Annotated in this window: 9 protein-coding genes; 3 read left to right on the top strand and 6 right to left on the bottom strand. The window is 73.9% G+C overall.

Annotated elements, in window-relative coordinates; translation table 11 throughout:
- Nucleotides 1-28: 28 nt before the first annotated feature.
- Entirely contained in the window at nt 29-619 is a 591-nt protein-coding gene (locus NQZ70_RS23525; RefSeq protein ID WP_129576201.1) for a Uma2 family endonuclease, read from the top strand.
- A gap of 50 nt (nt 620-669) precedes the next feature.
- Here NQZ70_RS23525 and NQZ70_RS23520 read toward each other — a convergent pair whose 3' ends face one another.
- From NQZ70_RS23520 to NQZ70_RS23510, 3 genes are all read right to left on the bottom strand, one after another.
- The gene (locus NQZ70_RS23520; protein ID WP_129576200.1) at nt 670-2,061 is read right to left on the bottom strand and encodes a PEGA domain-containing protein; all 1,392 of its coding nucleotides are present in this window, start codon (nt 2,059-2,061) and stop codon (nt 670-672) included.
- 93 nt (nt 2,062-2,154) lie between these two features.
- Complete coding sequence (locus NQZ70_RS23515; RefSeq protein ID WP_129576199.1) at nt 2,155-3,528, bottom strand: hypothetical protein; 1,374 nt, start codon at nt 3,526-3,528, stop codon at nt 2,155-2,157.
- 126 nt (nt 3,529-3,654) lie between these two features.
- Nucleotides 3,655-4,071 (bottom strand): YbjN domain-containing protein, encoded by a 417-nt coding sequence (locus NQZ70_RS23510; protein WP_129576198.1) that lies wholly within the window; start codon nt 4,069-4,071, stop codon nt 3,655-3,657.
- A 210-nt stretch (nt 4,072-4,281) separates the two neighbouring features.
- On the opposite strand from NQZ70_RS23510, the gene NQZ70_RS23505 reads away from it, so the two are divergent.
- On the top strand, nt 4,282-6,084 hold the full coding sequence (locus NQZ70_RS23505; RefSeq protein ID WP_129576197.1) for an N-acetylmuramoyl-L-alanine amidase: 1,803 nt from the start codon (nt 4,282-4,284) through the stop codon (nt 6,082-6,084).
- Between the two features lie 40 nt (nt 6,085-6,124).
- Here NQZ70_RS23505 and NQZ70_RS23500 read toward each other — a convergent pair whose 3' ends face one another.
- Nucleotides 6,125-6,712: a response regulator gene (locus NQZ70_RS23500; protein ID WP_020736479.1), complete on the bottom strand. Its 588-nt coding sequence runs from the start codon at nt 6,710-6,712 to the stop codon at nt 6,125-6,127.
- Nucleotides 6,713-6,715: 3 nt separating this feature from the next.
- Nucleotides 6,716-7,627, bottom strand: coding sequence for a hypothetical protein (locus NQZ70_RS23495; protein WP_237245546.1), 912 nt, complete (start codon nt 7,625-7,627; stop codon nt 6,716-6,718).
- Between the two features lie 521 nt (nt 7,628-8,148).
- On the opposite strand from NQZ70_RS23495, the gene NQZ70_RS23490 reads away from it, so the two are divergent.
- Nucleotides 8,149-8,511: a TraR/DksA C4-type zinc finger protein gene (locus NQZ70_RS23490; protein WP_129576196.1), complete on the top strand. Its 363-nt coding sequence runs from the start codon at nt 8,149-8,151 to the stop codon at nt 8,509-8,511.
- A gap of 118 nt (nt 8,512-8,629) precedes the next feature.
- Here the strand turns inward: NQZ70_RS23490 and uvrA are convergent, their stop codons facing one another.
- Complete coding sequence (uvrA, locus tag NQZ70_RS23485) at nt 8,630-11,596, bottom strand: excinuclease ABC subunit UvrA (RefSeq protein ID WP_129576195.1); 2,967 nt, start codon at nt 11,594-11,596, stop codon at nt 8,630-8,632.
- Nucleotides 11,597-11,626: the final 30 nt, after the last annotated feature.

Here is an 11,626-nt window from a genome sequence, read left to right as displayed (position 1 = left end):
GCCTCGCGTCCCCGGGCAGGCTTGGCCCATGGGCGAGCCCGCCGAGAAGCAGCGCCGCGCCACGTACGCCGACCTCGAAGCGGTCCCGCCGAACAAGGTGGCGGAGCTCGTTCGCGGCACCCTGCACGTGTTCCCCCGGCCCGCACCGCGACATGCACGGGCGTCGTCCAGGCTCGGGGGTAAGCTGTCCGGCCCCTTCGATCTGGGCGAGGGCGGACCCGGCGGCTGGCACCTCCTGGACGAGCCCGAGCTCCACTTCCCCGATCCGAACGCGCCCGGCGAGATCGACGCGCTTGTGCCCGATCTCGCGGGCTGGCGCGTCGAGCGCATGCCGGAGCTGCCCGATACGGCCTACTTCGAGCTCGCCCCGGACTGGATCTGCGAGGTGCTGAGCCCTTCGACGGAGGACGTCGACCGCGACGAGAAGATGCCGATCTATGCGCGCGAGGGCGTGCGGTACGCGTGGCTGGTCGACCCGATCGCGCGCACGCTCGAGGTCTTCGCGCTCGCGTCCGGGCGCGCATGGACCCCCGTCGCGACCCACCGCGACGCCGCGCGCGTCCGCGTCGAGCCCTTCGATGCCATCGAGCTCGACCTCTCCGTGCTCTGGGCGAAGTAGCGGATCTCTCTCCGGATCCCTATCCCTGGACGGACGTCGGGCGGGCGGAACTAGAAGGTGCCCGCGACGCCGAGGGCCGCCTGACCGGGCGCCACGAACGGCGCGATCGCGGTGATGCGCGGGCCGCCCGACGCGGTCTGCTGCTTCTGGGGGTACCAGTCGATCATGGCGTACGTCGCGGTGCCGACGACCCCGACGCCGAGGAGGACCCACCCGGTGATCGCCCAGGGGAGCGCGCCGTCGTAGCGGTCGAGCTCATCCCGCAGGGTCCCGCACGCGGTCTGGAAGCCGGGGAGGTCGCCCGAGGGATCCTCGCGCGCGCCGCAGGGCTGCGACCTGCGGTTTGCGGGGATCGTGCTCTCGTGGCTCGCGACGTACGCCTCGATCGTCTGCCCGACCTCGTCGGCGTTGCCGCGCGCGTTGACGGCGATCGCCGAGCCGATGATCCCCATGACCAGACCGACGCCCGCGACGCCCGTCCCCGCCCAGGCGAGCGGCTTGCGCGCGTACCAGTGGAAGAACGGCTCGCGACCGCCGGAGGTCTGGTCCGGGCTCATCGTGCCCAGCGTGCTGCTCGTCGAGACGCTGAGCCCGCCGGAGCTCGTCGCCGCCGGCGGAGCGCTCGGCGCTGTCGCGCCGGGTGCCGCTGCGCCGGGCGCCGCCGCGCCGGGGGTTGCTGCGCCGGGCGCGGTCGCGCCCGGGGTCGTCGCGCCCGGCGTCGGCGAGCCGGGGGCCGGCTGCGCGGTGCCCGGCGGCGTGGCCCCCGCCGGCACGCCCGAGGTCGGCGCGGCCTGCGACGCCCCCGGCGCGGGCGTCGGCGCGCTGGCGACGGGCGCGCCGGTCGTTCCCAGGGTGAGCGTCGCCGGCGTGGCCGTGCCGATCTTCGCATCCACCTGGACCGTCGCCGAGCGGTCCTGGTAGGTCGCGAACAAGGTGTGCTTGCCGGGGGTCACGAACACCGGATCGAGCAGGGGCGCCTTGCCGACGAGGACGCCGTCGACGCTGACGTCCGCGCCGTTCGCGTCGGTCGACACGACGATGAAGCCGGTCCGCCGCTTCACGTCGGCGAGCGCCTTCTCGGCGGCGGCGCGCTGGTCCGGCGTCGCGGTGGTGTGCTCGCGCAGGAACTGCTGGAGGTGCTTGCCGGCGTCCTCCAGGTGATTGGAGCGAAGCTCGCTCTGCCCGAGGTTGAGCAGCACGGCCGGGTGCCGCTTGAGCGCGTAGACCTGAAGAAACGCCGTGCGCGCATCCTCGAACCGGCCGGCATCATAGGCCTTGACCCCGTCCTCGTAACGCTGGCGCGCGACCTCGGTGACGGGATCGGACGACTGCGCGAAGCAGAGCGGCTCGCCGAGAAGAGAGGAGGGGAGCCCGGCCTCGGTGAGCACGGCAGGAGCGATGAGCGAGAGCAGGAGAACGGGGGCGCAGGCGCGTGTTTTCATGGCTCCTCAGGTCGGCTTCGCCTCGTCGGCGTCCGCGGAAGGTAACGAACGACTGCAGCAAGCCTCGCTGCCGAGGCGGAGAGCGGGGGCGCTTCAGAACGGCGCATCGCGGATGATGCCGCCGCCCTTGTTGCCTCCGGTCGAGCTCCCGCGCTGCGCCGGCGCAGGCTTCTTCGGTGCCGGAGCTGCCTTGGGCTCGGCCGCCGGCGCCGGGGGCGTCGCTGGCGGCGCGGCGGCAGACGGCGGCGCGGCGGCGGACGGCGCCGCGGCGGAGGCAGATGTCGTCGCCGCGGGGGCCGGAGGGCTCGCCGGCGCGGAGGCGCTCGGCGCCGGCGCGACGTCGCCTTCCGTGGCAGCGGCGGCGGGCGAAGGGCCGGCGGTTGCCTGCGCGGTGACGGCGGGAGGTGCCGCCGTCGCCGTGGGCTGCGCCTCCGCCGCGGACGGCCTGGGATCGTCGCCGGCGTCGTCGTTACGCAGGGCGCGGACGACGAAGAAGAGGAAGACCGCGCCGACGAGGGCGATGACGATCCGCAGCGCCGCCTTGTTCGGCGTGGAGACCGGGATCTCGATCGGATCGTGGTCTTCCGTGCGCACGGCGGACGCGGTCACCGAACCGGCGCCCTCCGTCGCCGGGGGCGCCGCGCGAGAGCGGGTGCGCGCAGGCCGCGCGGACGGCGGCTCATGCTCGCGCGCAGGGGAGGGGGTCGGCTCCGGGCGCCCCGGCTCAGCGGCCCGTGCGCCGGCCTTGCCGCCGGGCTCGGCCGTCGGCGCGCCGTCCGCCGCATCCGGCTCGCCCACACCGACGCGCGTCTTTCCGGCGGGCGCGAGGGGCTGGCCCGGCTTCGCCGCGCCGCCCTCCGGAGCGCCGACCGCGCCGGCGCCGGCAGCGCCGCCGCTCGTCTGGGCGTCCGCGGGCGGCCGAGGCGCGGGGCTGTCCTGCGCGCCGGCCTCGGGAGCGCCCGCTGCGGCCTTGGGCGTGGCCGCAGCGGCCGGCGCCCCCTGCGCGTCGTCGCCGACGGCGATGGTCGGGACCCCCTCGATCACGGTGTCGGACACGCCGGACGCGCCGGCCGGCGGCGCTTCCAGCACGCGCGCCGCGGGCGCGATCGGCGCGGCAGAGAAGGCGGCCATCGCCGGCTCGCGCCCCGCGGCCGGCGCATCGACGGGGGGCGCCGCCGCGGCCTCCGGCGGCTTCGCGGCCGGCGCATCGACAGGGGGCGCCGCGCCGGCCTCCGGCGGCTTCGCGGCCGGCGCATCGACAGGGGGCGCCGCGCCGGCTTCCGGCGGCTTCGCGGTCGCGGCGCCGGGGGCGCTGCCGCGCTCGTCGCCCCGGGCGCCGGGGGCGCTGCCCCGCTCGTCGAACCCCTCCCACGAGGGCCGGATCGACGCCGCGAGCCGATCCGCTTCCTCCGCAGAGAGGGAGCGCTCACCAGGTTCCGCGGTCGTCGGTCGCTCCCCCGCAGTCATCGCGGTGAGGAACTTATCACCCGCGTCTGCCGCACCGCAATCTCGCGACGGAGCCGCGCGTCGCCCGCCTGCCGCGCGGCGGCGGGGGCGCGCGCCGCCCGCGCCCCGGGAGGCGCATCGACCCGCTCATCCGCCGCGCACCTCGCGCAGCAGCGCGTCGTCCCACTTGTCGGCGACCTGGCTCACCGTCGTGACGATATCCTCGAACTCCTCGTACTCGAGCGCGCTGAGCCGCCGCAGGCAGCGCACCACCACCTCGTTGCGCGACCTGTCGATCGCGAACGCCGCGTCGGAGGTGGCGACGAAGCTGAGCTCCAGGAGGCGCCGGTAGAAGGCCTCCCGCCCGCTCTGGGGGACCGCCATGATCGGAGAGAAGACCATCAGGACCCCCTGGGCCTCGAGCACGTTGACGCCGATCGTCGCGCTCCCGTGCTGGAGCTGCGCGTACCCGGTCTCGTCGAGCGTGCTGGCGCCCGCGCCGCCCGGCGATCCGGCCCCGCCCCGAGAGCTCGCGGCGTACCGGGCGAGATACGCGTTGACCATGCTCGTCGCGTCGGCAAACCTCTCCCCCGACGCACGATCCGCGTAGAGGGGTTCTGTGGATGAAGTGGGCGTGAGGTCGGGCACGTGAAACCTCCGGGACGTATCGCCGTTCGTTCGGCGCGCGGGGCAGCTCTGGCGAACCGACGGCGCACCACCCCAGCGCAGCTGCATCGTAACGCCCTGGCCTGCGCGGCGATCCCGCTTTTTGCGGTGGCCGCGCACACCCTCGGGTGCGGCGCCGACGGCGGCGCGCCCGCCGCTCCCGCCGCCCTCTCCGACGAGCAGCGCGCCGCCGCGCTGCTCGATCCGGGCGCGCTGCTCCCGCCCCGCGCCGAGACGGTCGCCCTCGCCGACGCCGTCGCCATCGCGTCGTCGCGGGCCGAGGCCGGGGCGCCGGCCGCCGCGCTCGCGGAGCTCGCCGCCGACCTCCGCGTGCGGCTCTTCCGCCTCGATCAGGCGGCCACCGACGCGCGCGAGGCGATGGAGCTCTACAGCGCCGCGGCGACCGCCTTCCGCGCCTCGGCCGATCCGGCCCACCTCGAGCGCGCGTGCCAGGCCGAGCGCCGCCGCGCGCTGCTCGCCGGCGAGCTCGCCCGCGACGCCGCCGTCTCGTACCGCGAGCTCTACCTGGTCTCCCGGCGCTACGCGGCCCTCTCGCCGCCCGCGTCCGGCGGCGCGCCGCCCGCGCCCTCGCCGTGCCTCGGCGCCATCGCGGTCGCCCTGGCGCAGGCCGCCGCCTATCGGCCCAGCGGGGACGCGCTGCGCGCCCTGGAGCAGGAGGGGCACCGCGTCGAGGGCGTCGCGCTCGCGCTCGCGCTCGCGCCGGGCGCCGCGCCTCTCGCCTCCGCGGCGAGCGCGGCGCCGGTGCAGACGACCGCCGACGCCTCGGGCGATCTCGTCGTCGCCCCTCCGGCCTCCGCGGCGCCCGCGGGCCCGGTGAAGGTCACGTCGATCGAGCGGCACGGCTCGGACAAGGGGGCGCGCGTGGTCATCGAGCTCTCCGCGCCGACGACGTTCAATGTCGGCACGCTCCCGGCGGACGAGACCGCCGGCAAGGACGCGCGCATCTTCGTCGACATCGCGAGGGCGACGTCGCGCGGCGTCGCGCGGGAGATCGAGGTCGGCGGCGTCCTCCGGCGCGTGCGCGTCGGCGTGCAGCCGAAGGGCACGCGCGTCGTCCTCGATCTCGCCGCCAACCTGTACCGCCGGATCTTCTACCTGCCCGAGCCGTTCCGGATCGTCGTCGACGTGAGCACCCGCCCGCCGGTGCGCGACGACGAGGGCAAGCCCGGCGGCGCGCGGGAGGTCCGGCGCGTCGCGATCGACCCGGGGCACGGCGGCAACGACACCGGCGCCGTCGGGCCGACCGGGCTGAAGGAGAAGGACGTGACGCTCGACGTCGCCCACCGCGTCGCCCCGCTCCTCGCGCGCGAGCTCAAGATCGAGACGCTCCTCACCCGGGACAGCGACGCCTACGTCCCGCTCGAGCTCCGCACCGCGCGCGCGAACGCGTTCCACGCCGACCTGTTCGTCTCGATCCACTGCAACGCCAGCGACAACGGCCGCGCGCGCGGGGTCCAGACCTTCTCGCTCGCGGCGCCTCACGACGCCGAGTCGACGTCGGCCGCGCTGGCGGCGCGCGAGAACGCCGCCCGCGCCGCCAGGGGCGGGCAGGGCGCGGATCCGGGCGATCCCGAGGCCCGCCGCGAGGTGGCGGCGATCCTGTCGAACCTCAACGTCGGCGACATGGCGGCCCGCTCGCGCCACTTCGCCGAGCTCCTCCAGCGGTCGTCGCTCGCCTCGCTGTCGCCCCGCTACCCCGACACGAAGGACCAGGGCGTCAAGGGCGCGGGCTTCTTCGTCCTGGCGGGCGCCGACATGCCGGCCGCGCTGTTCGAGACCTCGTTCATCTCGAACCCCGACGACGAGGCGCGCCTCGCCACCGCCGACTTCCGGCAGAAGATGGCGGACGCCATCGTGAACGCGATCCGCGCCTACCGCGAGGGCAAGTGAAGGGCGAGGACGGCCCGCAAGAGCGCCGCCCGCGCCGGGATCACCCCCGCTCGAGGCCCATGAGCCGCTCGAGCGAGTCGCGCAGCTCGCCGGCCTCGCCCTTCTTGATGAAGTCGTAGGCGCCGGCCTCGGTCGCGTTCTTCTTCATCTCCTCGTGGTTCGAGTAGACGATACAGCGGATGTGCGAGGTCGAGTCGATGGACCGGAGGCGCTCCAGGCAGCGCACGCCGTCGAGCCCCGGCATCATCACGTCCAGGATGAGCGCGTCGGGCTGGAGGTTGCCCACCGCGACGAGGGCGTCGAACGGATCCTGGAACGTGGTCAGGTCGAACCTCCGCGAAAGGGTCTTGCGGAGCGCGGCGAGGACGGCGGGGTCGTCATCGACCACGACGACCTTCGGCTTGCCCATCCGCAGGATCTCCGGGATGGGGTAGCCGTACTTTCGGAGGAAATCGAGCACGTCCAGTCGCCGGAAGCGGAGGTGCCGTCCGGGCGTGCGGAAGTGGCGGATTTCCCCCTTGTCCGCCCAGTTGTGAATGGTCTTGAGGTCCACCTGACAGAAGCGCGCGACGTCGCTCGCGGTGAACAGCTCGGGCTGCGTCGTGTTCTCTTTCGGGTTCGTTTCCATGGCTCACTCCTCGAGATCAGGCGTCGCCGGCACGGAGGGGGCATTCGTCTGGGGGGTGTCGAAGCTCGTCGTGGATCTGGGCTCTCGTTCCTGTTTGATGTGGATCGGGGATCCATGTGCGCAGCATTCTTCAGCGACGAAGCGCCCGTCGCGCAGGACATAACGGGTCGGGCCGTCGACGCGCCGCTCGCGGATCTCGTGCGAGGGGTCGCCCGGCAGCGCCAGGTAGGGCGGCTCGGCCCCGTCGCCCGGGACGAAGCGCGGGCAGATCGGCAGGAGCGGCTGGCGTTCCGCGAGCGCCACGGCGCTGCGCACGTCCCGGGCCGCGGAGAGCAGCTCGAGCGTGCGCGACGTCGGCGGGGCGAGGACGATCTCGCCGCGCGCGGCGCGCGCCAGCACCTCCGAAGGCGCGGCCCAGAAGCTCATCGTCGTCTCGTGCCCGTCGTGGCGCCCGACCTGGCCGCGCGGCAGCGGCAGCAGGAAGAAGCGCGCGTCGAAGCGGCGCGCCTCGGCGACGGGCGTGATCCACCGGGCCCACGGCACGAGCGCCGCCAGGGCGAGCCTCAGGCCGCGCCGCTCGAGGCTCGCGTCGAGCGGCGCCCCGGCGGCGAGCTCCAGCGCGACCGCGTCGAGCTCGTCGCCGGACAGCGGCGGATCCGTCGGCAGGATCGCCCCCTCCTCGAGCGTCTCGCGGCACGCCGCCACGCACAGCGCGCGCGCCGCGGTCGCGTCTGTCGCGAACGCAGCAGCGCGCGCCGGCGGATCGGTCGCCCGATCCCTCCAGACTTCCGCGCCGTCCTGCGCGTCCACCTTCCCACCCGGGAACACCACGGCGCCGCCCATGAAGCTCGAGCTCGCGTGGCGGCGGACGCAGAACACCTCGACCCCCACGCAACCGTCACGCAGGACGATCACCGTGGCGGCATCGCGAGGTCGAATCGGGGTTCGGTTCTGATCGAAATCCAGCAATATGGGATAAATTTGTTCCACGTGAGCTGTCTTTCGTCAAACCGTCCGCTGCGTCTCTTTTCCGGCGTGCTCAGCGGTGAGCATGCGGGTTTGGGGCCAAAACCGCCGCCCTTTCCTGCACCTCGGGGCGTTCCCGCAGGCGCTTTCCACGCTCTCCCGACATCGATGCCGCTGCGAGCGATCGGTCGCGGCCGTCGCACCAAGCGCGACGCCGCGGCGACGGATGCGGCGGTGATCGCCGCGCGCATCGGGCGAACTCTGCCACCGACGGAGGCGTCGTTGACGGGCACGGCGCTCACGCCTAGAATCCCGCGCCTCGCAATTTCGGGGGGCTATCCGGCCTCTCCGGACATGTCGCGGAGCCGTAAGCCCCGTTCCGGCAGCCCGGGGGTCGACGCCCCGCGGCTTGCATGCGCCAGGGAGCTCAGACGGCGGCGCCGAACGGCGCATTCGACGCGAGAGGACCTATGAACAAGGCCCAGCTGAAAAAGTTCAAGACCCTGCTTGAGACGAAGCGCGACGAGATCGTCAAGAAGGCCAAGCAAACGCTGACCGAAGACATGATGCTCGACGCGAACGATCTCCCGGACGAGATGGATCTCGCGTCGAGCGAGTACCTGCAGTCGTTCACCTTCCGGCTCCGCGGCCGCGAGAAGTCGTTCCTCGACAAGATCCACAAGGCGCTCCTGAAGATCGAGGACGGCTCGTTCGGCAAGTGCGAGGAGTGCGAGGAGGAGATCTCGGCGAAGCGCCTCGAGGCGCGCCCCGAGACGACCCTCTGCATCCGCTGCAAAGAGGACCAGGAGCGGGTCGAGAAGGACTACGGCTGAACGCCGCGCGCGGAGGTCCGCGCCTTCGGCCTCCGCGCGGTGGTGCCGCCGCGCCGTCGGGCGTGCGCTCCGCCTCCGGTCCGCCTCGCGGGGACCGGACGGGGCCACGCCCGCTCTTTTATTTGCGGGCCGACGCCCGGCCGCGCGGCGCCTGCGGGCCGCGGCGCTTGGACGCCGCGAGCACGTCGCGCAGGTACGCGCCGGTGAACGACGCCTCCTCCTGCGCGACGTCCTCCGGGGTGCCCGACGCGACGATCGTCCCGCCGCGCTCGCCGCCCTCGGGGCCGAGATCGATCACCCAGTCGCTGCACGCGATGACGTCGAGGTTGTGCTCGATCACGAGGACGGTGTTCCCGGCGTCGCGCAGGCTCATGAGGCTCGCGGTGAGCACCTCGATGTCCGAGAAGTGCAGGCCCGTGGTCGGCTCGTCGAGCACGTAGAGCGTGCGGCCGGTGGCCTTGCGCGCGAGCTCGCGCGCGAGCTTCACGCGCTGCGCCTCGCCGCCCGAGAGCGTCGTCGCGGGCTGACCCAGCGTGATGTAGCCGAGGCCGACCCGCGCGAGCGCGGCGAGCCGCTCGCGGACGCGGGGGAGCGCCTCGAACTGCTCGATCGCCTGCTCGACCGTGAGGTCGAGCGCGTCCGCGATCGACATCCCGCGGTAGAGCACCTCGAGCGTCTCGCGGTTGTACCGGCGGCCCCCGCACGTCTCGCACGTGACGAAGATGTCGGGCAGGAAGTGCATCTCGATCCGGAGCACGCCGTCGCCCTGGCACGCCTCGCAGCGGCCGCCCTTCACGTTGAACGAGAAGCGGCCCGCCTTGTACCCGCGCGTCCTCGCCTCCGGGAGGCCCGCGTACAGCTCGCGGAGCAGCCCGAAGACCCCCGTGTACGTCGCCGGGTTGGAGCGCGGCGTGCGGCCGATGGGGGCCTGATCGATCGAGATCACCTTGTCGATGTGCGAGAGGCCCTCGATGCCGTCGCACGCGCCGATCGGGGCGGAGCTCCGGTACAGCTCGTTCTTCGCGGCCGGCAGGAGCGTGTCGACGATGAGGCTCGACTTGCCGGAGCCGGACACGCCCGTGACCGTGCAGAAGAGGCCGACCGGGATCTCGGCCGTCACGTTGCGGAGGTTGTGCGCCCGCGCGCCGGCCACGCGGATGACGCGCCCGTCGGGGCGCCGGCGCTTCGTCGGGATCGCCAGCTGCTTCTTGCCGCTGAGGTAGGGGCCCGTGATCGACGCGGGATCGGCGCTCAGCTCCTCCGGCGTGCCCTGCGCCACGACGTTGCCGCCGTGCACGCCCGCGCCCGGGCCCATGTCCACGACGTGGTCGGCCGCGAGGATGGCGTCGCGGTCGTGCTCGACGACGACGACGGTGTTGCCGAGATCCACGAGCCGCCGGAGCGCCTCGAGCAGGCGCGTGTTGTCGCGCGCGTGCAGGCCCACCGAGGGCTCGTCGAGCACGTAGAGCACGCCGACGAGCGCGGCCCCGATCTGCGTCGCCAGGCGGATGCGCTGCCCCTCGCCGCCGGAGAGGGTCTGCGCGGAGCGATCCAGCGTGAGGTAGTCGAGCCCGACGTCGATGAGGAAGCCGAGGCGGGCGATCACCGCCCGGAGCAGCGGCTCGGCGATGGCGCGCTCGCGCGGCGCGAGCCCGCCGTCGGCCGGCGCCTCGCCCGCAGCGTCGCCGCCGGAGGGCCGCGGCGCCCCGTCCCTGGGCGGCATGAGCCCCTCGAGGAAGGTGCGCAGCGTGCGCAGCGGCAGGGTGCCGACCTCCGCGATGTTGCGATCGCCGAGGCGTACGGCGAGCGCCTCGGGGCGCAGGCGCCTGCCGTCGCAGGCGTCGCACACCCGCGTGATGACGAAGCGGCCGATCTCGTCGGAGAGCGCGGCGCTGTCCTCGTCGGGATCGGCGTCCTCCTCGTCGGCGAGGGCGGGCTCGCCGCTGCTCAGGAGCCGCTCGAGCCGCGGGATGATCCCCTCGTAGGCCGCCTTCTTCTTCCCCCGGCCGCCGGCGCCGGAGGCGTCGCTCCCCTCGAGGATCGCCTGCCGCACGGCCGCCGGCAGCTTCGCCCACGGCACGTCCGGATCGCAGCCGAGCGCGCTCACGGCCCGCTCCGTCTCGGTGGCGAGCGAGAGCGAGCCGCGGCGCCCCCACGCCACCACGGCGCCCTCGCGCAGCGTCCGCCGCGGATCCGGGACCACGCGGTCGGGGTCGATGCGGGTCCTCGCGCCGATGCCGTCGCAGGCGGGGCAGGCGCCGTGCGGGCCGTTGAACGAGAACATCCGCGGCTCGATCGGCGGCAGGGAGATGCCGCAGTCGATGCACGCGAAGCGCTCGCTCATCCAGAGCGGCTCGATCTTCATGCCGTCGCTGGAGATGTCGACGAGCAGCCGGCCTTCGCCCAGCTTGAGGGCGAGCTCGACCGAGTCGGTGAGCCGGCCCTTGATGCCCTCCTTGACCACGATCCGGTCCACGACCACGTCGAGGTCGTGGGCGCGCGTTCGGTCGAGGACGATCTCGTCGCCGAGGTCGACGATCTCGCCGTCGATGCGCGCGCGCACGAACCCCTCGCGCCGCAGCCGCTCGATGTCGAGCTTCAGCTCGCCGCGGCGGCCCCGCGCGATCGGCGCCATGATCGTGACCCGCGTCTTGTCCCCGAAATCGAGGATGCGGTCGACGATCTGCTGCACCGTCTGGGCCTCGATCCGCTTGCCGCACGCGGGACAGTGGGGGGTGCCGACCCGCGCGAAGAGCAGGCGGAGGTAGTCCGAGATCTCGGTCACCGTGCCGACGGTCGAGCGCGGGCTCTTGGCCAGCGCGCGCTGCTCGATCGCGATCGCGGGCGAGAGGCCCTCGATCGACTCGACGTCGGGCTTGGAGAGCTGCTCGAGGAACTGCCGCGCGTAGGCGGAGAGCGACTCGACGTATCGGCGCTGCCCCTCCGCGTAGATGGTGTCGAACGCCAGGGACGATTTGCCCGAGCCGCTCGGGCCGGTGATCACCACCAGGCGGTCGCGCGGAAGCGACACGCTGACGTTCTTGAGGTTGTGCTGCCGAGCGCCTCGAACGACCAGTCGATCCATAGGGGGAACCGGAGAGCTATCACACACGGC

Origin of the sequence: Sorangium sp. So ce836, assembly GCF_028553905.1 — a bacterium.
Classification (GTDB): domain Bacteria; phylum Myxococcota_A; class Polyangia; order Polyangiales; family Polyangiaceae; genus Sorangium; species Sorangium cellulosum_D.
Note: the sequence above shows the minus strand (reverse complement) of the source record. Positions and strands in the feature narration are given on the sequence as shown.